Source organism: uncultured Roseovarius sp., assembly GCF_963972555.1.
GTDB lineage: Bacteria > Pseudomonadota > Alphaproteobacteria > Rhodobacterales > Rhodobacteraceae > Roseovarius > Roseovarius mucosus.
On record NZ_CAXAUM010000003.1, the window covers coordinates 153,233 to 173,485 of the forward strand.

At 63.2% G+C, this 20,253-nt stretch carries 20 protein-coding genes; 10 read left to right on the forward strand and 10 right to left on the reverse strand.

What is annotated here, in order from left to right:
• The first annotated feature begins 124 nt into the window (after positions 1-124).
• Both AACZ65_RS04165 and AACZ65_RS04170 read left to right on the forward strand, forming a co-directional pair.
• Positions 125-1,306 carry a hypothetical protein gene (locus AACZ65_RS04165; RefSeq protein ID WP_339668274.1) on the forward strand — a complete coding sequence of 394 codons (1,182 nt, stop codon included), beginning with the start codon at positions 125-127 and terminating at the stop codon, positions 1,304-1,306.
• 144 nt (positions 1,307-1,450) lie between these two features.
• Positions 1,451-2,185, forward strand: a complete 735-nt coding sequence (locus AACZ65_RS04170; protein ID WP_339668276.1) for a hypothetical protein — start codon at positions 1,451-1,453, stop codon at positions 2,183-2,185.
• A 170-nt stretch (positions 2,186-2,355) separates the two neighbouring features.
• Here the strand turns inward: AACZ65_RS04170 and AACZ65_RS04175 are convergent, their stop codons facing one another.
• Complete coding sequence (locus AACZ65_RS04175) at positions 2,356-3,303, reverse strand: DMT family transporter (protein WP_339668278.1); 948 nt, start codon at positions 3,301-3,303, stop codon at positions 2,356-2,358.
• A 173-nt stretch (positions 3,304-3,476) separates the two neighbouring features.
• On the opposite strand from AACZ65_RS04175, the gene AACZ65_RS04180 reads away from it, so the two are divergent.
• A complete protein-coding gene (locus AACZ65_RS04180) occupies positions 3,477-4,799 on the forward strand; it encodes an acetamidase/formamidase family protein (protein WP_339668280.1) in 1,323 nt (440 codons plus the stop codon).
• Positions 4,800-4,853: 54 nt separating this feature from the next.
• Here the strand turns inward: AACZ65_RS04180 and AACZ65_RS04185 are convergent, their stop codons facing one another.
• From AACZ65_RS04185 to AACZ65_RS04200, 4 genes are all read right to left on the reverse strand, one after another.
• Positions 4,854-5,111, reverse strand: a complete 258-nt coding sequence (locus tag AACZ65_RS04185) for a CDGSH iron-sulfur domain-containing protein (protein WP_339668480.1) — start codon at positions 5,109-5,111, stop codon at positions 4,854-4,856.
• A 36-nt stretch (positions 5,112-5,147) separates the two neighbouring features.
• The gene (locus tag AACZ65_RS04190) at positions 5,148-6,437 is read right to left on the reverse strand and encodes a Gfo/Idh/MocA family oxidoreductase (RefSeq protein ID WP_339668282.1); all 1,290 of its coding nucleotides are present in this window, start codon (positions 6,435-6,437) and stop codon (positions 5,148-5,150) included.
• Positions 6,438-6,604: 167 nt separating this feature from the next.
• Complete coding sequence (locus AACZ65_RS04195) at positions 6,605-7,300, reverse strand: anti-sigma factor (RefSeq protein WP_339668284.1); 696 nt, start codon at positions 7,298-7,300, stop codon at positions 6,605-6,607.
• Entirely contained in the window at positions 7,297-7,839 is a 543-nt protein-coding gene (locus AACZ65_RS04200) for a sigma-70 family RNA polymerase sigma factor (protein ID WP_339668481.1), read from the reverse strand. The genes AACZ65_RS04195 and AACZ65_RS04200 overlap by 4 nt, the downstream gene beginning before the upstream one ends.
• Positions 7,840-8,033: 194 nt before the next feature.
• Here AACZ65_RS04200 and AACZ65_RS04205 point away from each other — a divergent pair, with 194 nt between their 5' ends.
• Positions 8,034-8,888, forward strand: coding sequence for a DUF4394 domain-containing protein (locus AACZ65_RS04205; RefSeq protein WP_339668286.1), 855 nt, complete (start codon positions 8,034-8,036; stop codon positions 8,886-8,888).
• Positions 8,889-9,154: 266 nt separating this feature from the next.
• Here AACZ65_RS04205 and AACZ65_RS04210 read toward each other — a convergent pair whose 3' ends face one another.
• Positions 9,155-10,522: an ATP-binding protein gene (locus AACZ65_RS04210; protein ID WP_339668288.1), complete on the reverse strand. Its 1,368-nt coding sequence runs from the start codon at positions 10,520-10,522 to the stop codon at positions 9,155-9,157.
• Entirely contained in the window at positions 10,519-11,178 is a 660-nt protein-coding gene (locus AACZ65_RS04215) for a response regulator transcription factor (protein ID WP_339668289.1), read from the reverse strand. The genes AACZ65_RS04210 and AACZ65_RS04215 overlap by 4 nt, the downstream gene beginning before the upstream one ends.
• A 145-nt stretch (positions 11,179-11,323) precedes the next feature.
• Here AACZ65_RS04215 and AACZ65_RS04220 point away from each other — a divergent pair, with 145 nt between their 5' ends.
• From AACZ65_RS04220 to AACZ65_RS04245, 6 genes are all read left to right on the forward strand, one after another.
• On the forward strand, positions 11,324-11,605 hold the full coding sequence (locus tag AACZ65_RS04220) for a PepSY domain-containing protein (RefSeq protein WP_339668290.1): 282 nt from the start codon (positions 11,324-11,326) through the stop codon (positions 11,603-11,605).
• Positions 11,598-12,254 (forward strand): cytochrome b/b6 domain-containing protein, encoded by a 657-nt coding sequence (locus tag AACZ65_RS04225; protein ID WP_339668291.1) that lies wholly within the window; start codon positions 11,598-11,600, stop codon positions 12,252-12,254. Before AACZ65_RS04220 ends, AACZ65_RS04225 begins: the two co-directional genes overlap by 8 nt.
• Positions 12,255-12,425: 171 nt before the next feature.
• Complete coding sequence (locus AACZ65_RS04230) at positions 12,426-12,752, forward strand: hypothetical protein (RefSeq protein ID WP_339668292.1); 327 nt, start codon at positions 12,426-12,428, stop codon at positions 12,750-12,752.
• 72 nt (positions 12,753-12,824) lie between these two features.
• On the forward strand, positions 12,825-13,295 hold the full coding sequence (locus AACZ65_RS04235) for a DUF2271 domain-containing protein (RefSeq protein WP_339668294.1): 471 nt from the start codon (positions 12,825-12,827) through the stop codon (positions 13,293-13,295).
• Between the two features lie 11 nt (positions 13,296-13,306).
• Entirely contained in the window at positions 13,307-15,514 is a 2,208-nt protein-coding gene (locus AACZ65_RS04240) for a PepSY domain-containing protein (protein WP_339668296.1), read from the forward strand.
• Positions 15,495-16,448, forward strand: coding sequence for an FAD:protein FMN transferase (locus AACZ65_RS04245; RefSeq protein WP_339668298.1), 954 nt, complete (start codon positions 15,495-15,497; stop codon positions 16,446-16,448). The genes AACZ65_RS04240 and AACZ65_RS04245 overlap by 20 nt, the downstream gene beginning before the upstream one ends.
• Positions 16,449-16,518: 70 nt before the next feature.
• Here the strand turns inward: AACZ65_RS04245 and AACZ65_RS04250 are convergent, their stop codons facing one another.
• From AACZ65_RS04250 to AACZ65_RS04260, 3 genes are read right to left on the reverse strand one after another with little or no spacing between them, the layout of a single operon-like run.
• A complete protein-coding gene (locus AACZ65_RS04250; protein WP_339668300.1) occupies positions 16,519-18,066 on the reverse strand; it encodes an ABC transporter ATP-binding protein in 1,548 nt (515 codons plus the stop codon).
• Positions 18,066-19,118 (reverse strand): hypothetical protein, encoded by a 1,053-nt coding sequence (locus AACZ65_RS04255; RefSeq protein ID WP_339668302.1) that lies wholly within the window; start codon positions 19,116-19,118, stop codon positions 18,066-18,068. The genes AACZ65_RS04250 and AACZ65_RS04255 overlap by 1 nt, the downstream gene beginning before the upstream one ends.
• 29 nt (positions 19,119-19,147) lie before the next feature.
• On the reverse strand, positions 19,148-19,987 hold the full coding sequence (locus tag AACZ65_RS04260; RefSeq protein WP_339668304.1) for an alpha/beta hydrolase: 840 nt from the start codon (positions 19,985-19,987) through the stop codon (positions 19,148-19,150).
• Positions 19,988-20,253: the final 266 nt, after the last annotated feature.

The following is a 20,253-nucleotide window of genomic DNA, read 5'->3' on the forward strand; positions in this document are numbered from 1 at the left end:
TGGATCGCGGTATCCATTGGTTAGGCACCAGCGAGCTGCTGTGCTTGATACGATGGATCGAATGCGCAATACGTTGAGCAAGCCGAAGACCGGTCTGGACCTGTCGATAAGATAGCCCCAGAGAATGAGCGGGAGTAGCAGCATCAAAGTCCTGTTTCTTGTTTCAAGCGCCTATGGGCACATGGATTTCGGCGGTCTCGGGTTCTTGCGTCTTAGCCAGAAGCTTGAGGTCGAAGGGCACAGTTGCATATGGATCACCTGCGGGGATCAGGTCGCACGGCTACGCGGGCATGGCTGCCAGGTTGAGGAAGAGAGCCTTCTGAACCAGCTAAGTCTGATGCAGATGCGTCAGATCGAAGACTTGGAGAAAAACCCCGCGTTGCACGACGGCAGAATCGACGGTTTGAGGCGTGTTCGGCAGCGAATGGCGCAACATCGACCTGACGTTATCTTTATCGACCGCCTGCTCGTCGGCGCCGGACTTGCCGCCGCCCAGCTTGATCTGCCTTATGCGGCGATGGGGACGCCCGGTGGGTACTGGCGTTTTTTCCTGTCTCCCGCCCAAGGGCGCGTCAACATTCATCCTAGTCCCGAGCCGATCCAAGAGTATCGCGATCTCGGCGAGCGGCTAAAGGAAGAGCTTGGTTGGCAAAAGGGTGGACTGAACAGCGGCTGGCTGCGGTCTCCTTATTTGAACGCGCAGTTTTTGCCTGCGCGGTTCTACGAGCATATCAACGATCCCGCGAGCATAAGTATCTACAACCATACCACGCCCGCGCCAGCGCTTGAGGTCCGACGAATTGGCGTATCCTTTGGAAACCAAGGCCGCAAAGAAAACCTGATGCGCCAGACAGAGGCGCTGATCGCGGACATACCCCAAGGTCAGGGTGTAAGCCTTTTTCTTGGCAACGATCGCGACCTCTACGCGCACTTTCAGTCGCTCAGCCAGGGCAAGGATGTCGATTTGCATCGGTGGACCGACTTCAACGCAGTCATGCCGGGGCTTTCGTCGTTTCTGTTTCTGGGTGGCGTTGGCACGATCTGGCACTGTCTGCAGAATGCTGTGCCAATGATCGTTGCCCCCGGATTTATCGGGGATCAGCTGGAAAACGCCCGACGTATCGCGGCCCTAGGGCTTGGCGTGCATATGGCCGAAGACCGGCCGGTTGAAGAGATCACGGCTATTGTTCAAAGCGTGGCGACGGACGCAGAGATGCGAAAACGGCTGGCGCAGGCGCGCGATCCATCGTCCTTCTCTCACACTATGGACAGCGTTTTTGAGCAGATTTGCGACTTGGCCGGGTGATAGGATGCGGGATCACTCGTTTCAGTTCCATTGTTTTGCAATTGTCGTGCAACGTCCGCATATCGACCCGCTTGACGAATTGTTCTACACACCAAACCGGATCAACGCTGGCGATGGCTCTCCGGCACAGCAGGGCGGTATTTGATGGCAGAAATCTATCAGGCAAAGGTTGTTTGCATCCTTGGAATGCATCGGAGCGGAACCAGCTGTTTGGCAGGAAGCCTGGAGGAACGCGGTCTGTTTCTTGGTGATGTGATCAATTTTGCAACGTTCAACCGACGGGGCAACAAGGAAAGTCCCGAGATCATGCAGATCAACAATGACCTTCTGACGCTGAATGGTGGGTCTTGGGACAATCCGCCTGAAGAAATGCGGTGGAATGATGAACTGAGGACGCGTCGGGACAAGCATATTGCATCGCTGGACGGCCGTCCGATCTGGGGGTTCAAAGATCCGCGCACCGTGTTCACGTTGCCATTCTGGCAAGAGGCGCTGCCGGACATGCACTATGTGGCGACCTTTCGGCACCCTTTTGCCGTGGCGCGCTCACTGCAGCGGCGCGGCCCGAACCTGCAACCTGCTATCGCTCCGTTGGAGCTTTGGATGAAGTACAACCGTAAATTATTGCAGCACATAACGGCCCACGACATCCCTCTGGTCAACTTTGATTGGCCTGCCGATGTTTATGGCAAGGCGGTGGATTATCTAGCCCGTCACTTTGGCGTATCAGCCGATACCCCGGCGGAGAGCCACTTTTACGAACAGAGTCTGCGCACAAGCGATGGGCATGCAGGCATGCCGCAGTCACTGGGCCCCAAAGTTAGCGCTGTATACGAAGAGCTGTTGGATCGGGCGATGCCTATCTCTGAGATATTGTAAACTGCTGCGGCGCGTTTGTCCGAACGGCCAAGATGACGAGGCCAGCAGATCGCTGACCCGAAGTCCAACCCCCGCAACCTTGCCTGTCGGTACTGCCTCGTTCCCGCGGTATAATTGGATCACGAGGTTTGACGTTGCGGACCCTGTCATGATCCGCCGTGACACCCGCCTCAGATGGGTGGTGCGGCGCGTTCGGTCATCAACTGACGGGCTGTGACCCTCTCTCGGTGGATCATGTAGAGACCCGCCCCGATGATGATGGCGATGCCTGTCAGGGTCAGCGCGTTGGGGAAATCGCGGAACACCAGATAGCCCAGCAATGTCGCCACCGGCAGTTCCAGATATTGCAGCGGGGCCAGTGTGGCCGAGGGTGCCAGCGACAGCGCATAGGTCATCATCATGTGGCTGAGCGTGGCGAAGAACCCGACCCCGAGCAACCAGAGCCATGCGATACCCTGAGGTTTGACCGGATCGAGCATTTCCATCCCCGTGCCCTCCGCCAAGATCATCACCGGCAGACAAAGAAGGCTGGCGATCAGGCCGGTGTGAAATTGCAAGGCCACAGGATGCATCCGCCGCGACAGCCCGCGTGTCACGAGGATATAGAAGGCAAAGCCAACCGCCGTCCCAAGCGGAAAGAGTGCCACTACGCCAAAGGCCGCGAAACTGGGCTGGATCACGAAAAGGACCCCGACAAAGCCCACCATGGCCGCGCCCACGCGGCGCGGGCCGACATCCTCACCCAAATAGAACTTGCCCACCAAGAGCACGATGAACGGCGCCACGAAGACAATCGCCAGCGCATCGGCCAGCGGCATGACCCGGATTGCGGCGATAAAGCAGAAGGTCGAGACAAAGAGCAGCACCGCGCGCGACAAAAGCGCCAGCCATTGCGCGCGAGGCACGCGCAACGACAGCCCCATGATCCAGACAAACGGGGCCATCAGCGCGCATTGCACGAGGAAACGCGCGGCGGTGATCTGGCCCACCGGCACGCTGGTCGATGCCAGCTTGGCTGCTACATCGAGAAGGGGCGCGGTCACGCAAAACCCCAGCATCAGGGCAACACCTGCAAGGATGCGGTCGGTCGAAGGAGAGGCAGAGGCAACGCTTTTCATGCCCCCCGCATAGGATGTCACCCCGGTGGCGTCTACCCTCTTTGCGACGCCTCGCGGCCCCCAAGGGCTATGCAATACCCCTCGCCACAGCAGGACCCTAGACTTTGTTCCGGCAGAGATTACCATGCACACAGTCTCATTCCACACCATCCTCATCCCACAAGGAGATCGCCATGGCTGACGGAAGCCCCGACCTGACCACAGCAAAGCGCAGCGTTGTTGTGAGTGGTTTTACAAATAGCGTGCTGGACCCGGAGGCCCCGATGCTCGGGCCTGTTGAAAGTGGCGGCACGATTATCGCCAACACGGCCCCCGGTTGCTGGGGCCCGATGATCACACCTCGGTTGCGTGGCGGTCACGAGGTGACGCAGCCTGTTGCCGTGGCGGGTGCCGAGGTGGGCGACGGCGTGGCGATCCGGATACGGGATGTGACCGTGACCTCGATTGCCACGGCTTCGGGGCATGACAGCTCGCCCGAGGGGTTTTGTGTCGGCGATCCGTATGTCGCGGCGCGCTGCCCGGTCTGTGATACGGTCTGGCCCGAAACCCATGTCGAGGGGATCGGGCAGCAGTGCGTCAAATGTGATGCCTGCGGCAACGCGGTGACACCGTTCGAGATTGTCCACGGCTACACCGTCACCTTCGACGACACGCGCACCGTCGGCCTGACCCTGCCAGAGGCGGCGGCGGACAGGATCGCCCAGAACCCCAACCACTATGCCGCCCTGCCGGATGCAAGCCGTCAACATTCGATCCTGAGCTATGCGCCGCATGACATGCCGGGTGCCATGGTCCGGATGCGGCCCTTTCTGGGTCAGCTCGGAACCTGCCCGTCGATGGCCATGCCCGACAGCCACAATGCGGGGGATTTCGGCGCGTTTCTCGTCGGTGCGCCCCATGCCTATGCGATCACCGCCGAACAATTGGCCGAGCACAAGACCGATGGGCATATGGATATCGACGCGGTGCGGCCGGGGGCGATCCTGATTGCGCCAGTCAAGGTCAAAGGCGCGGGCGTCTACATGGGCGATATGCACGCGGCGCAGGGCGATGGCGAAATCGCGGGTCACACGATGGATGTCTCGGGCAGCGTGACACTTCAGGTGGAGGTGGTCAAAAACTATCCGATCGACGGGCCCGTGCTCTTTCCCCTGCTCGAAGACCTGCCGCCGCTGGCCAAACCCTTTAGTGCCGACGAGCGCGCAAAAGCGCAGCGCCTGGCCAACCAGTGGTCGGTTGCCGAGATCGAGACGGTTGCACCTATTTCGGTCATCGGCACTGCCGCCAATCTCAATGACGCGATCACCAACGGATTGGAGCGGGCGGCGAAACTGCTCGGCATGACCGTTGCCGAAGTGCGCAACCGCGCGACAATCAACGGCGCGATCGAGATTGGTCGGGCGCCGGGGGTAATTCAGGTGACATTCCTTGCCCCCCTGTCCCGGCTCGATGCTGTGGGTTTGGGTCACTACGCGCGCGAACAGTATAATCTCTGAACCAGCGGGTTGGGGGGCACCGTCCCCCAACCCGGCCGGCATGACCTCTCTGGTCTAGAGCTTACTATGGCTTCCGTCGCAAAGCGGCGGCTTGCCGCTGTGCTTGCAGCCGCAAAAGCACACCCGCTTGCTTGTCTCCGCGGTATATTTGACCGGGGCAAACCCCGTGTCCTTGTGGCTTCCGTCGCAGAAGGGCTGCTTGCCGCTCTTGCCACAGGCACACCAGAAATAGGTTTTGCCCTCTTCAACTTCGACGGGGTAGGGGGCCTTTTGTGCGATAACGGGGTCTGACGTATGCTCTGCTCCGGTGATGAACTCTTGCTTTCGATGCGTGCTCTTGCGCCCTGATCACCCTGCGATGGCGGCGCGGTAGAGCGTGGCCGCGTCGTTGCCCGACAGATCGACATCGTCGAGCATCAACACCGCCCCCGCCGCGATGTCGCGCGTCATGCGCACCCCATGGGCCAGACCGATGGGCAGCGCCGCGCCCGCGCGGCTGAGCGGGAGCGCCTTGCCCCAGACGGTATAGCCGCCCTCGCCATCCAGCACCTCTCCCGCCTTCAGTGCGCGCTTGGCGACCGAGGCCACGGTGCCGCGCATCTCGCGCGCTTGGCCGGTAGGCTCGTGGCGCAGCGCGGCGCTCAGGACGGAAATCGACAGTTCCAGCCCGATCAGGTGAAAGGGCTTGTACATTGACGCAAAGCGCCCGGTGGAATCCGTGGGCAGGCCGTATTGCTTGAAACAGGCGGCGGCATAGTCGTTCGGGGCCTCAAGCACCACATAGACGCCCCAGCGCAGATCGCGGAACACAGGCCGCCCGTCGCGTTCGAGCGAGGATACGGTTTCCACCATGCCGCGCCCGTCCAATTGCCCGCCCACCGCGCGCGGGCGCAGCACATGCGCAAGGTCGTCCACGCCGCACGGGGGGAAGCTGAGGCCGTTGTCAGGAACATCGAGACCGCAGGCATTGGCAATCGCCACCATTTCGATCGCGCTCTTGGTGCCGTCGAGAAAAGAGTTGAACATCTGCGGATTCATCCCCGCCGCAGCCGCTTGTTCTGCAGTCAGGCCATAATGCGACCAGACGTCATCGGGGGTGACGGCGTGATAGGCGGGAAGGTATTTGGTGCCCTTGCCCGCCGCCGTGACGTGAAATCCGGTGGCGCGTGCCCAATCCACCATCTCTGACACCAGCGCCGGTTGGTCGCCGTAAGCCATGGAATAGACCACGCCCGCTGCCCGCGCCTCTGCGGCAAGGGTGGGGCCAGCCAGCACATCCGCTTCGACATTCACCATCACGACGTGCTTGCCGCCTGCAATGGCGGCGCGCGCATGGATAATCCCGGCGCGCGGGTTGCCGGTGGCTTCGATGACAACATCAACGTCGTCACGGGCGGCAAGCGCCTCGCCATCGTCAACATAGGCCGTGCTGGCGATGCGGCTGTCGTCCCAGCCGACCGCGGTACAGGCGGCCCGGGCGCGGGCAGGATCGAGATCCGCAATCGCCGTCACCTCGAGCCCCGCGATGGTTGGCACCTGGCTCAGGAACATCGAGCCAAACTTGCCCGCCCCGATCAGCCCCGCCCGAACAGGCTGCCCTCGATCCGCAGCCTCAGAGGCCAATCGCGCAAGGTTCATATCACATCTCCACGTCTGCCCCAGAGCATGCGACCCGCAAGCCGCTGCCGGGGGATGATAATCCGCTTTTCACTTGATCATATCAGGCTTGCCCCCGACAAGCGGATTTCAAACCGCCATGGCCGCCGCCTTCTCCAAGCCCCCTTTTCACACCAAGGCAAAGCGGCTCAGTCCTGCGTTCCCGTCACGCCGGGAATATCGACCGTACCGAACACGCGCCCCGATGGCCGGCCCGTTGGCGACCCACCGGGCGGCTCTTCGGAAATCCCCAAGGTCAGCGTGCCCCGCACTGCTGCAATCTCGGGCGGCAGCGCCAGCGCCACGCTCTCTCCATCGGGCCAGAGCCCTACGGATTGCGCAGGCTCGTCTGGCCCATGCGCCCAGACTTGCAGGATGCGCCCTGCAGGCGCTGCCCCTGCGGTTCGGGTTAAAAATACCTCGTCCCGTGCCTTGTCCACCAGCGCGACAACGCGGAAGTCGCCTATATCCGACGCAATTTCTGCCGCGTAGAGCGGCCCAGGCTGAGGCGGCGCAACCGGCCCCAGATCCACCACTGCCAGCGCCACCGCAACGGCCACCGCGCCCCCCGCCAGCGCCTGCCACAGCCCAAGACGCCGCCAGAACGGCGTGCGCGCGGGTTCAGGGAACAGCCTGTGCAAGAGCGCCGCCCGCGCTCCCGCAGGCGGGGCGAGTGACGGCAGGTCGGCCAGAGGCGCAAGCTGCCGCTCCCAACTCACGACGCGTGCGGCAAAGGCGGGGTCAGACGCCATGCGCGCGCGCGCCGCCTCAAACGCCTCGCCCGTGAGCAGACCGATGGCATATTCCGCAGCCAGCATGTCATCGTCATCCAAGGTGTCGGTCATCGGCTCATACACTCCCGCAAGGCTGCAAGCCCGCGCCGGAGCCATGTGCGCATGGTATTGAGCGGGATACCCGCGCGCGTGGCCAATTCGGCATAGCTGAGACCGTCGAGATAGGCACCGGTGATGGCTGTGCGGCGGTCCTGTTCCAGTTCTTCAAGACAGCTTTGAATACGCCCAGCCTCTGACCGCGCCACTGCGATGTGCTCTGGATTTCCGCCCGGCGCAGCGATCCCGCCATGATAATCCTCGACGTCGTCATGTAGCCTCCGCGCCCTGAGCCGGTCAATTGCGGTGTTACGCGCAATCGTGATGAGCCACGTCATCGGCGAATGCCCGGTGACACGGTAACGCCCGGCATGGGCCCATATCTTGACGTAAGCGTCCTGCATCGCGTCCTCGGCGGCATGATCCTGACCCAAGACACGGGCGCAGACCGCATAAAGTTTCGCGCTTGTCGCATCATAAAGTGCGGCAAAGGCGGCACGATCACCAAGCGCGCAGCGCGAAATGAGATATTCGAGATCCTCAGCCACGCGCAGACCCCCTGCGTTCTGCGGGGGGATCGGTTTTGTCTGTAGCGGGCCAGAGCGGCGCAGTTTCGGAATTCGTATCGATTGGTCTGGCCTTGTCCAAAAAATGTGCCTCGCCGTGAAACTTTCGCTCCGGTCGAGTCGTGGCTGTTACGAATTGGCCCGCATTGGGCGGTCCAATGCAAGAAGAAAGGACTTTTTCCATGTTGTTCAAGACCACATTTGCCCTGACCACCGTCGCAGTTTCCTTGGGCGCCGCCGCTCAGGCCGACGATCACGTCACGCTCAGGGGCTATGCTCTGGCCGCGGATGGCGGCACGCTTGTCACCATGGCCGATCTGTCCCAGGCCGGTGCCGTTGAAACCTACGCCCTCGCCACGCCCCTGCGCGCGATTGCCTATCGCCCGGTGACAGGTCAACTTCTGGGTTATGCCGATGGCGCGATTTATGCGGTCGATCCGGAATCGGGCCAACTCACGGATCTTGGTGCCACCTTTATGGAAGATGCGGTTATCGGCGAAGGGGCCGTGGCCTTCGACTTCAACAATCAGATCGACGCCGTGCGCGCGGTCGGCACGGACGGATCTAACCTTGTCTATTTTCCGCAAGGGTTCGGCGACAATGACGAACGCGCCAATTCCGTCCGCCGCTTTACCGATGCATTCTATGTTGCGGGGGATATGTCGGCGGGTGCCGACCCGGTAATCTTTGCCAATGCCTATACCAACGCCATTCCGGGGGCCAAGGCCGCATCGACCGCGCAATATGCGCTGGATGCTGGTGCTGATGCGCTTGTGACACTGGCCAACAACGCGGGTGAACTGGCCAGCGTGGGAAAACTGAGCCTTGACGGCGCGACCGTGGATGTGTCCGACTGGGGCGGCTTTGACATCGTCTCGCCTGAGGAAGGCACGGATATGGCCTATGCCATCCTGCAAATCGAAGGAGCGGAGACCGCTGGCCTCTACTCAGTTGACCTTGGCTCAGGTGCACTGACCGAAATGGCCGATCTCGGCATGGGCGGATTTACCGGCTTCGCGGTCGCGCAGGCACAATAACCTGTGCACGGGCCGCCTGCGGCGCGCTTCTTCACGCATACTGCCGCCCCCGGTCCTCGACCGGGGGTTTGCGCGTGCGGCGGCTTTATCGTGTTGCCAGCGCCCGCTCCCAATTATCGATCGCGGCTGAGGGCATGGTGGGTTTTAGTGCCGCAGTCTTGGTATGATCTTGCGTCGTAATATGTCGTAAGTGCCTATATTTATTTATACATTTCTCATGTATCGGGCGTTCCAATCTCACGCATGGCGCAGGCTGGCATGCGTCGTCATGGTCCATTGGTCGCGCGGGTTGCAAGGCTGTCGCTGGCCTCTGTTGGAAGCATTATGGACGCTTGGAACCCGGACGCTGCCCCCGGACGCGGCGACTCCAGACAAAGCGGACTTCCGATCCGGTTTGCGATGGCGGCAACGATGGCCAGGCCCAGCCCACTGCCCTCTTCTGTCGCCTGCGCACGCTCAAACCTGGTCGTCAGGCGGTTGAGGGTGTCGCGCGGCACAACCGGCCCGTCATTGGCCACCACCAGCCGTCCTGCTGCCGTCAATGCCACATCTACCGGAGCGCTCTGTGCCCCGTGGCGAAGCGCGTTGTCCACGAGGTTCCGGCAGAGGATTGCGAAAGCATCCGGGTCGATATCCGACAGAACGGCCCTGTCCGGCAGGGTAAGCGTTATGCGCCCGGGCGCGGCCATGCGTTCCAGATCGTCCACCACCAGACGTGCGACGTCTCGCAGATCGGTTGGATGATCCGTGCGCAGCCGCCCACCTTCGGCGCGCGCAAGCTGCATGAGGCGCTCGGAAAACCGGGTCAGACGCTTGAGCGTCGCCTCGATCTCTGCGGCGCGCGCCTCTGTCGCCGGGTCTGATGTTTCGGATTTGAGCCGTTGAGCTTGCGCGATGGCCCCTGCAAGGGGCGTCCGCAGTTCATGTGCCGCGTTCGCCGCAAAGCTGCGCTCGGCCTCGAAAGCGTCGCGCAATCTTGAGAGCAAGCTATTCAAGGTCGCAGCCAGCGGGGCGATTTCCATTGGCAGCTCGTCTGCGGGAACCTCCGAGAGATCACGCGCACCGCGTGCCTCGAGTGTGGTGCGGAACCGGCGGAGCGGCGCAAGACTGAAACGAACGGCGAAGATGATAGCGGCCAGAGAAATTGGCAGCATGACAAGCAGAGGCAGGCCGAGACCCATCTGGATTTCCCGTGCGACAGAGGCACGATGCGCCAGCGGTTCGGCAACGGTGATGCGGACCGTGCCCTGAAGGGCTGCGTCGCTGTAAAAGCGGTGGCTGGCGGTCTCGTGAAATCCCGGACCGTTCCAAGATGGAAACATGGACGGATCCGCGGCATGGGATTGCAAAAGGACACGCCCCTCGGCATCGCGGACGAGATAGGTAAAGAACTCGTCATGTGCTCGGATTGCGGCCAGACGCTGTGTGACGCCTTGATCCTCGCGTCCGACGATGTCGATCACGGCCAAAGGCAGGATGCGCTCTGCGGTTTCGCGCAGGGCGCTGTCGAAAACCTCGTCCATCTCGTCCCGGACAATCAAGGCTGTCACCGAGGCGGCCAACAGCCAGAGAACTGTAAGAACAAGGCCAAGCGTAAGCCCAAGCCGCGCCTGAAGACTGGCGGGCCACCTCATGCTTTGCCCAAGCGGTAGCCCATGCCGCGTTCGGTTTCGATGATGGCGGCACCAAGCTTCTTGCGCAGGCGGCTGACATGCACCTCGATTGTGTTGCTCTCCACCTCGGCGTCGAAGCTATAGAGTTTTTCTTCCAGCTGTGCCTTGGACAAGAGCTGACCCGGCCGCGCAAGCAGCGCTTCGAACAGCGCCCACTCCCGCGCTGTCAACTGGACCGATTTGCCATCACGGTGCACGCTGCGCGCCGCAAGGTCGATGTCGAGCGGGCCATGGGTGACGATCGGGTTTGGGTTGCCGCTGTAGCGCCGCGCGACGGACCCGATGCGCGCGGATAATTCGGCCAAGTCGAACGGCTTGACTAGATAATCGTCGGCCCCCGCGTTCAGCCCCTCGATCCGGTCAGAAATCTGGTCCAGCGCGGTCAGGATAATGACCGGCGTCACGTCGCCTCGTGCGCGCAAACTCTTGAGAAACCCGATGCCGCGCCCATCAGGCAGCATGAGGTCAAGAAGGATCAGGTCATAGGCCGTGCTGCGCTGTGCGTCGTGCGCGGCATCAAGGCGCGTGACCCAATCGACAGATTGGCCATCGCCCGCGATCTGGTCGCGCACTGCGGCACCAAGAACTGTGTCGTCCTCGATCAACAGGATGCGCATGCGTGGTTTTCCTTTCTACCGGGCCCCGGTTTCTCGCAGGCCTGTATGACGCAAAGCTGACGCGCGTGGCTCAGTCTCTTCAGGCTCCTGTCAGCTTTGTCGCGCATCGTTGCTGTCACGTTAGCCGCAAAAAGGAGTTTGGCCCATGAAGAAGACGGTGACAATTCTGGGATTTCTCGCGGTGTTTCCGGCCGGTGGCGCGTTGGCGAACGATGACTGCTTTGTGCCGATGGCCGATTGGAAACCGCGCGATGCCGTGGCCCAAATGGCGCAGGAGAAGGGCTGGACCGTGCGCCGCATCAAGATTGACGATGGTTGTTACGAGATCCACGGCCGCGATGCGACGGGCCGACGGATCGAAGTGGCGATCCATCCGGCGACGCTTGAGGTAATAGAGCTCGAATATGAGGACGAAGACGATGAGTGACGCAAGCTCGCGAACGGCGGCGCAAGCGGAAACCTATAGATCCGCAGAAATCAGGGTCTGGGACCCGGTGGTGCGGATGTTCCATTGGAGCCTTGTTGTCGCGTTCGCCGTGGCATGGCTGAGCGCCGAAGAACTCGACACACTGCACGAAATTGTGGGCTATGTCGTCCTTGGCTTGATCGCCCTGCGCGTCATCTGGGGCTTTGTCGGAAGTCACTACGCCCGGTTTGCCCAGTTTCTGAGGGGGCCGCGCGTGATCGTATCCTATCTCGGGGACATGGCACGTGGCAGCGAGCGGCGCTACATTGGCCACAACCCGGCGGGTGCAGCCATGGTGATAGCCCTTCTGGTGACGCTCTCGGGCACCGCCTTTACCGGTTGGCTCATGGCAGAGCCCGGCCGTCTGGCACTCTTGCCGGATATGCCACAGATCGTCGCCCCCGCCTGGGCCGATGATGACGGCGACAGGGAATCCGGGGCCGAAGGCGTGCTGGAGGAGGTCCACGAAACACTGGCCAACCTGATGCTCGTGCTGGTGGCGCTGCACGTCGGCGGTGTCGTGTTGGCCTCAGTCCGGCACCGCGAAAACCTTGTTCGGGCGATGGTCACAGGGGAAAAACGTGGGGCCGGTCCTGATGATATTGGCTAAAGGGCGACATACCGCAAGTCTTGGCCGCCCCTGAGATTGCAACTGGCCTCGCAGTCAACTGCGGGGCCTTTTTTTTGCTTACGTCAAGCTGAAGCGAAAAACGCTGTGATGTCAGGGTTTCCTCAGGTCTGCACCCGAGATTGGGCACAGCAGACGAAAGGAGACCCTGCCATGAAAAAGACCCTGACACTTCTTGTCGCCTCGACCGCATTGACCGCCGCCATTGGTGTCCCGGCTTGGAGTACGATGCGCGTCTCTGGAGGCGAGGACCTCTGGCCGCTCGCTGCGCATTTCGACGAGGGCACGCAAGCGCTGCCGCTCGTGCGGGTTAGCGATGATGACGATGACGACGACCGTGATGACCGTGATCACGACGATGACGACGATGACGACGATGATCGCGGTGGTGCCCGCAATCCCGCCCCTGCCGGCACCGTTGCCCCGCCGCAGAACGGCCTTTTCGGTACCGGCACCCCGCCGCAAGTCAAAGTCAACTGATCCATTCTGCGGCGCGGCGGAAGCTGCTGCGCCGCACGTTGAACACCACGCACCAAAACAAGGAATTCATAGATGAAATCGCTTCTCGCAACACTTGCCCTGACCACCGCGCTGACGCTCCCCGGCCTTGCCATGGCCCGTCCCGTGACGCTGACCACCGCTCTGACCAATTATGGTGGAGATGGCGCATATCTCGTGCTCTACGTCACTGATGCGTCGGGAGCCTATGCCGGTAGCCTGTGGATGGCAGGCGGAAAATCTAAATATTACAAACATCTGAGCGACTGGCATCGCGCCACGGGTGGCGACACGGCGCAGGTCAACGGCATCACGGGTGCCAGCGTCGGGGCGGGCCGGACGCTTGAAATTTCCCTTGATCTCGCGGATGCGCTCTTTGACGCGGGCTATACGCTCCACATTGATGCGGCCGTCGAGGACATGCGCGACAGTCCCAATGAGGTGGCTGTGCCCCTGACAACGACGGGCGTTGGCACGCCGGTGCGTGGTCGCCGCTACGTTGCCAGCTTTGCCTACGATATGTGAGGAGAGGGACCATGATCCGCGCAATCCACCGCTGGCCGGGTCTGTTGGCCTTGGCGCTCATGTGTATCCTGTCCCTGAGCGGCGCGGCGCTGTCGGTCTTTCCTGCGGCCGAGCGTTTGACTGCGCCGCAGGCCGAGGCAGGGCTGACGGTTGCCCGTCTGGCGGATCGCATTCAGGCCGCCTATCCGGGTGTCGAACAGATCCGGCGCGCGCCCTCGGGGCGGATCACGGCCTATTGGTTCGATCAGGGCGCGCCCGGCGCGGCCGTAATCGACCCTGCGACCGGGCAGGGCGTGGCCTCGGCCGATCCAAGCCAGGTTCAGCGTTGGCTCACGAACCTGCACCGTTCGTTGTTTTTGGGGGATGCAGGCCGCATCGCCATGGCGATGGGGGCAGCGGCGCTCTTGGTTCTTTCGGCCTCGGGTGGGGTGCTGGTTATGCGCCGGGTGGGGGGCTGGCGGAACTGGTTTGCGCGGTTGCGCGGGCCGCGCGCCCATCGTCTTCATGTAGAAGTCGCGCGCATTGCGGTGATTGGCCTTGTCCTGTCGTCCGGCACGGCCCTCTGGATGGCGGCCTCCACCTTTGATCTGCTTCCGGACAGTGATCCCGCGCTTGCCATGCCGGCAGAGGTGAGCGGAGAGACCGGGGTCGCATTGGCCCGTATCCCGGTTCTGAACCAGACGCCTGTGAGCGCTCTTCGCGAATTGAATTTTCCCTTCCCGGGCGATGCGACGGATGTCTACACGCTGCGGACGGATCAGGGCACCGGGTATCTTGATCAGGGCACGGGCGCGCTTTTGGGGTGGGCGGACCTGACCGGATGGGCGCGTGTGTCGGACACCCTTGTCATGCTGCACACCGGACAGGGTGCAGCGGTGTTGGGGCTGATCCTTGGCCTCTTGGCGCTTGGGGTGCCGGTGATGGGCGTGACGGGCGTTTGGGTCTGGCTTGCCGGGCGACGTGGGCGGCCTCGGATACGGGGCAACATATCGATGGCACGCGCCGATACGATCGTCTTGGTCGGCAGCGAGGGGGGCAGCACCTGGGGCTTTTCCGCGACATTGCAGGCCGCGCTGAAACGGGCCGGGCACCGCGTTCATGTCGGCGCGATGTCAGGCTTTGCTCCAGAGCGTTATGATGCCGCCGAGAGAATCATTCTGCTTGCCGCGACCTATGGCGACGGGGCGGCGCCGACCTCTGCCACCGGGTTTCTTGAGCGCTTGCGAAGGGCCGCAACTGCCCGCCGCATTCCGCTGGCCGTGGTTGGCTTTGGCGACCGGACCTTTCCGGCCTATTGCGCCTATGCCGAAGAGGTCGCGGAGGTGGCCCAAGCACAGGGTTGGTCCCAACTCGTGCCGCTGGATACGGTCGATCGCCAAGCGCCGCAGGATTTTGCCCGCTGGTGCCGCGCGCTTGGCGAGGTTTTGGGGATCGACCTCGACATCACGCATCAGCCTGTGACGCCGCACACCGAGACGCTGACGCTCGTGTCACGCCGGGATTACGGGGCCGAGGTTCAGGCTCCAACCGCGATCCTGCGGTTCGCTCTGCCGCGGGTCTCTCTCTGGCAACGGCTGATCGGGGGCGGCTTTGCCTGGTTCGAGGCTGGTGATCTGATCGGCATTCTGCCCGAGGGCAGCGCGCTGCCTCGGCTCTATTCGCTTGCCTCTGCACGCCGTGATGGATTTCTTGAGATTGTCGTGAAAAAGCAGCCTGGCGGCCTTTGTTCGGGTCAACTCGCAGCGTTGGAGCCAGGGGACACGGTGCGCGCATTTCTACGTCCCAATCCCGGTTTTCACGCAGGGCGGGACCGCGCGCCGCTGATCCTGATTGGTGCGGGCACCGGTATCGCCCCGTTGGCAGGTTTTGTGCGTGGCAATGCCCGCCATCGGCCCATTCACCTGTTCTTTGGCCTGCGCCATCCCGATAGTGATTTGCTCTATGGCGAAGAGATGCCTCTTTGGCAGGCACAGCGCCGTCTTACGCGGCTGGTTACGGCGGTCTCGCGCTCGGCGCGGCCCCGTTATGTGCAGGACGCGTTGCGCGGTGATGCCGCCGAGGTTGTGCGCCTCATCTGCGACGGAGCCCGCGTGATGGTCTGTGGCGGGCGCGACATGGCGGCGGGTGTGGCCGATGCGTTGGCTGACATTCTGGCGCCAACCGGGCTTACGCCTGCGGGTCTCAAGGCGGAGGGGCGGTATGTCGAAGACGTTTACTGAACGGGAGCGCGTAGCGCTCAACGGTCCAACTATGGGCACGCGGTGGTCGGCGCTGTTTTTCATGGAACCCGGTTTTGACACGGATGTGATCAAGGCTGCACTGCAAGCGGCGGTCGATGAGGTCGATGCACAGATGTCCACCTGGAAGGCGGGGAGCGACCTGATGCGTCTCAACGCAGCCCGGGTGGGTCAATGGGTGGCGGTGCCCGCGCGGCTGACAGAGGTCTTGCGCCTTGGCCTCAGGATCGGGCGCGCCTCGGGTGGGGCCTTTGATATCGGCATGGGCAATGCGGTCACGGCGTGGGGTTTTGGCCCGAAGGTCGCCATGCCCGAGGAAATTCGTGCGGCGATGGCCGCTCAAAGATGCCCGGCGCACGAGGTGCTGGATCTTGACGACACACAGGCCTGCAAGCGAGCGCCCATTGCGATTGACCTCAATGGAATTGCCAAGGGCTATGGGGTCGACCGACTGGCTGAGGTCTTGCGCGGTCATGGGGTTTCCGATGGCCTGGTCGGGATCGACGGCGAGATGCGTGCGTTTGGTCTGCGGCCCGATGGGGAGGCTTGGACTATCGCCGTCGAAGCGCCGGACAGTGCGCGCCGAGCGCCCCACTCCATCCTCGCGCTTTCAGATGCCGCCGTGGCCACCTCGGGGGATTATCGCCACTGGGTCGAGGTGCGGGGGCGGCGTCTGTCGCACACGATGGACCCGACGCGCGGCGCGCCCCTGATGACCGCGCCCGCCTCTGTCACCGTTGTGGCCCGGACCTGTGCAGAAGCCGATGCTTGGGCGACAGCGTTGATGGTGCTGGGGCCGGATGCGGGTGTCACGCTTGCGCGACAACGTGGGCTTGATGCGCTCTTTCTCTTGCGGGAGGAGGGGCAGTCCCTGCGAAGCATCGGGGTTGGGCGATTGTTTTCCGCAGAGCCTTGAGACTGGAACCGGAGATGCAATCCGCCGCCCTCATGCTCCAAGCGCAGTTTGCCATGCCGTGCGTGCCCGTTCACGCCGCAGTGGATATCGCCTGCCGCGCACTGCCAAGCTGGATGACGGTCGTGTTCCGCCTGCGAAGGTGACTGGACAATCGCATCCGGATACTCTCATCGACCTCGGGCCCCAGCAAGAGCAGCTTGGGTTGCGAAAGCCGGACACGGGCAAGGCTGATCGCAAGGCGCTCGGTGTGGGTCAGGTTCTTGCCGCCCTCCAGAACGGTTCCGCTCAATCCCCCCAGCCGGTCGAGCAGGGGGCCGAGCCCCAGGTCGCGCGCCAGGTGCTCAAGCGTTGCCTCATCTGGCCGATGGTCACACCCCATCAAGAGGGCACGGCGCAAGGACCCTTGCAAAAGCTCGGGGGTCGCGCTGAGGCACTGCACATTGCGGCGCAGGCTGCCGCGGCTCAGATCGCGCAGGTCAACGCCGGACAGCAGTATCCGCCCCGCCGTCGGCGTATCGAGCCCGAGCAGCATGTCGCGGACAGCCCGCGCATCGAGCTCGTCAATGGCAAGATGGGTTTCTGTTCCGCCCTTGGTGTGCAGATTCAACGACGGCCCGGAGGGCAGGGGCACATCCTCGAACGTGACATCGACCGGCCCTTTGGGCAGACCCTGACCAGCCCGGTAGAGATCGCGTTTCTGCCGCGACAGCGCGGCATGCGCCTTGATCGCGGCGGCCCGAAAGGCGGCCCGATGGTTCCAGACTCCCCCCAGATCGCGCAGGGGCGACAGCAAGAGGCCAAGCACGGCCAGTGCAGCGGCAATGCTGCCTGGTCCCAGCCCCGCGCGGTGCCCCGTCAGAATGACCAGCGCCGCGGCAATCCCCGCCGCAAGATCGGGTAGGGCGTTGAGGGTTTCGGCGCTCAGGCGATGGCGCAGGGCGGCACGGATCATCGCCTCTGTGCGCTTGTCCAGCTGGGCCAGTTCCTTGCCGCGTCGGCCCAGGCGGTCCAGCCGTGGTGCCAGCGGCATCCGCTCGGCCATGTCGGCTGCGATCCGGGCGCGCCGCACCCGCAGACGGCGCTGCAACGGGATCAGCCGCAAACCCCCAAGCGCGATGGCAAGCAGTGTGATCCCGAAAACCGGCACCACGGCCAGGGCAAAAATCGGGTCAAGCAGCCAGAGGGTGACAAGCATCGCCGGGATCAGCACGGACCCCGCGACAAGCCGCGGCAGACCCAAGCCCACCCAGTTGCGAAAGGCTGTCATGTCGCCGACAAAGCGCAGCGACATATAGCCGGCGCGCCGCTCCGCCACGGCGCTTGCGGGCATGCGTGCCGCATGCTCGAACAGGGCCGCCCTGATCTGGCGGGCATAGTCCTGACCGATGCTTTCGCCCAGGTATCGTGCGGCGATGCGGGTGACGGCGATCATAGCCCCAGCCCCTGCAAGCACGGTCAGGCCGGTCAGCGACAGCGGGCCGCCGCTGTGCATCCCTTCGAACAGCGCGCGGGTGGCAAAGGCGGCGGCCCCGGCCGCCGCGCCCTGCACCAGGGTCAGCGCGGCAACAAGGGCAAGGCCGCGCCCGCGTCCGCGATCCAGAAGCGGGGGCAGCGCCATCACGCGGCCCGCCGATCCGTGCCCAACGCGCGCAAGGCAAAGACATTCGCCTCAGCCGGATCAGCCAGATCGGTTTTGCGCAGGACCGGCACGCCGGTGGCGGTCTCTGCCTCGGCCGCAGCCATCGGCGAACAGCTCAGGATGCCGGTCAGCGCATCGGGGCGCAGCCCGTGCCGGGCCAGTTCGGCCATCCCACCCGCTGCCGCGACGGCATCGCCGCAGGCAAAGATCAGGCCCGACTGCCGCGCGCGCAACCAAGGGTCCGCGACCAATGCGCCGGTCTCACGCTGGAAAAGCCCGTCGGCGATTTCCATCACGGCGATCTGGCACCCCCGTTGCGCCGCATGCCCCAACAAGAGGTCAAGCCCGGCCTTCACCCGCTCGAGCGGTTCGCGGTAGGTCGTGACCATACCCGCATCAGTGAAATCGGCCACCCAATGCGCGCCGGTGTCGGCATATTCGTTGAAGTCGCCAAAGGCCCCTGTGCCGGTTCCTTTGAGCGCGGCCACCTTGTAGCCCGCCCGCCGCAGCCCAAGCGACAGTTGCGCGGTGGCCAAGGTCTTGCCCGAGTTCATCGCGGTGCCAAGAACAAAGATCACCGGAATGTCGCGGGTGCCGGCGAGGGGCGAAAGGGCATAGCGGTCAAGGTTCACGGGCTTCCCCGCGTCATCAAGCAGGCGGCCAACGGGCAAAAGGCGGGTCGCAGTCTTGATCCGTTCATTTCGGGATACCATCCGCCCGATACAGCCGCCACCTGCCAAGAGGTCGGCCCCTTTGGGATCAATTTCGGCAAGGCCCTCGAACTGATCGGGCGCATAGCGCGCGCCGCAGGCCAGAACCACCATATCCCCCGGATAGATCAGGGAAGGCCGCCCTGTGGCAAGCTGGACACGGTGGTGCTGTCCAAGGCTTGCGACCTGCGCAAGGATCAGATCCCCGGCACGGGCCGCGCCAAAGTTGGTGTCCAGTCCGGCAATGTCGCCGTGATCGACCCGCCGGGTCGAAAAGGTCCATTTGGCATCTGCAAGGCAAGAAAGCATGTCATGTGTCATGGGCGTTATCCTGAGGTGAGGGTGTGAGATCAGCTTGCGACTTCTAGGGGAAACCAGGTGCGGGATGTGTTGAGGGTCCGTGCCACCTTGGTCGCCAGTCCGGCGTCGCGAATGGCTTGGGTCACGTCATGACCAATCCCCGGCAGATGAGTCAGGGTGATGTCGGGGGTGATCCCCTTGGCCTGCGCCGCTTTGCGGAAGTGCGCGACATAGGTCCGGGCCCTTGCGATCCGTGTCGGCCCCTGAAGACGGTCGAGCCGGGGGGTCTTGCGCAGAGTGTCGTCGCGAAGGGAATCCTCAAGCCCGACGAAGACCTGAACCGGCAGGCGGAGATATGCGCCGAGGGCCTGCTCATGTCGCCGTGCCCAGCACAGGCTTGCGGGATCTTCATCGACCCCGAGCCCATAGGGATAGGCCATGCTGGCGTCAGGCAGGCAATACCACCCGGCAGCCGCGAGGCTGAGGCGCCCCACGCGATGCGGATAGAGCATTGCAAAGCGATGGGCGAGTTGCGCGCCCCCGGAATGACCAAAGACATCGACGGGCCCGGCAAAGGCAGCGTCGCCCCGGGCCAGATGTGACAGCACCGCCAAAAGCGCCTGATCGGGCCGCGCAGCGCGGCAGGGGCGTTGGAAATGCGGCCAGTCCGGTTCGGAAAAATGCGGTACGACCACGACACGCCCGCTTGTCTCGGCCTCTGGTGTGAACAGATCGACCAGTTCATCTGCGTTGCGCGAAATGCCGTGAAGAACCACCAGCGGCGGCAGACCGGATCGTCCTGCCGGTTTGATGATCCGCGCAGGTAACGTGCCCGACGGCGAAGCTGCGCGATGCGCGGTGACGATTGTTGCGAATGTGGGGCGATGCATGTGCGTCTCCTGCATGATGTTCTGCTAGGGAAACGGGGCACCGGTGGGATTATTCCACCGCCCTGAAATTTTTCAAAACGCGCGATGAAGCGCCTGTGTTGAATCTTGCTTTGAATCTGGGCGCGCTCGGTCATCTGTTCTGTCCGCTGATGTCTTGCGAGAGACCCGAGTAGCGATGACCGATATGATTGCGGCCCGCGCCGAAGCCGAGACAAGGCTGGAGGCGTTTGTGCCGCGCATGGGGCGGAACGATCCCCGCCAAGGGT

Excerpts from the sequence above, each read along its gene's own strand:
- AACZ65_RS04165 (WP_339668274.1), top strand. The coding sequence starts at position 125 with ATGAGCGGGAGTAGCAGCATCAAAGTCCTGTTTCTTGTTTCAAGCGCC.
- AACZ65_RS04170 (WP_339668276.1), top strand. The coding sequence starts at position 1,451 with ATGGCAGAAATCTATCAGGCAAAGGTTGTTTGCATCCTTGGAATGCAT.
- AACZ65_RS04175 (WP_339668278.1), bottom strand. The coding sequence starts at position 3,303 with ATGAAAAGCGTTGCCTCTGCCTCTCCTTCGACCGACCGCATCCTTGCA.
- AACZ65_RS04180 (WP_339668280.1), top strand. The coding sequence starts at position 3,477 with ATGGCTGACGGAAGCCCCGACCTGACCACAGCAAAGCGCAGCGTTGTT.
- AACZ65_RS04190 (WP_339668282.1), bottom strand. The coding sequence starts at position 6,437 with ATGAACCTTGCGCGATTGGCCTCTGAGGCTGCGGATCGAGGGCAGCCT.
- AACZ65_RS04195 (WP_339668284.1), bottom strand. The coding sequence starts at position 7,300 with ATGACCGACACCTTGGATGACGATGACATGCTGGCTGCGGAATATGCC.
- AACZ65_RS04205 (WP_339668286.1), top strand. The coding sequence starts at position 8,034 with ATGTTGTTCAAGACCACATTTGCCCTGACCACCGTCGCAGTTTCCTTG.
- AACZ65_RS04210 (WP_339668288.1), bottom strand. The coding sequence starts at position 10,522 with ATGAGGTGGCCCGCCAGTCTTCAGGCGCGGCTTGGGCTTACGCTTGGC.
- AACZ65_RS04215 (WP_339668289.1), bottom strand. The coding sequence starts at position 11,178 with ATGCGCATCCTGTTGATCGAGGACGACACAGTTCTTGGTGCCGCAGTG.
- AACZ65_RS04220 (WP_339668290.1), top strand. The coding sequence starts at position 11,324 with ATGAAGAAGACGGTGACAATTCTGGGATTTCTCGCGGTGTTTCCGGCC.
- AACZ65_RS04225 (WP_339668291.1), top strand. The coding sequence starts at position 11,598 with ATGAGTGACGCAAGCTCGCGAACGGCGGCGCAAGCGGAAACCTATAGA.
- AACZ65_RS04230 (WP_339668292.1), top strand. The coding sequence starts at position 12,426 with ATGAAAAAGACCCTGACACTTCTTGTCGCCTCGACCGCATTGACCGCC.
- AACZ65_RS04235 (WP_339668294.1), top strand. The coding sequence starts at position 12,825 with ATGAAATCGCTTCTCGCAACACTTGCCCTGACCACCGCGCTGACGCTC.
- AACZ65_RS04240 (WP_339668296.1), top strand. The coding sequence starts at position 13,307 with ATGATCCGCGCAATCCACCGCTGGCCGGGTCTGTTGGCCTTGGCGCTC.
- AACZ65_RS04245 (WP_339668298.1), top strand. The coding sequence starts at position 15,495 with ATGTCGAAGACGTTTACTGAACGGGAGCGCGTAGCGCTCAACGGTCCA.
- AACZ65_RS04250 (WP_339668300.1), bottom strand. The coding sequence starts at position 18,066 with ATGGCGCTGCCCCCGCTTCTGGATCGCGGACGCGGGCGCGGCCTTGCC.
- AACZ65_RS04255 (WP_339668302.1), bottom strand. The coding sequence starts at position 19,118 with ATGACACATGACATGCTTTCTTGCCTTGCAGATGCCAAATGGACCTTT.
- AACZ65_RS04260 (WP_339668304.1), bottom strand. The coding sequence starts at position 19,987 with ATGCATCGCCCCACATTCGCAACAATCGTCACCGCGCATCGCGCAGCT.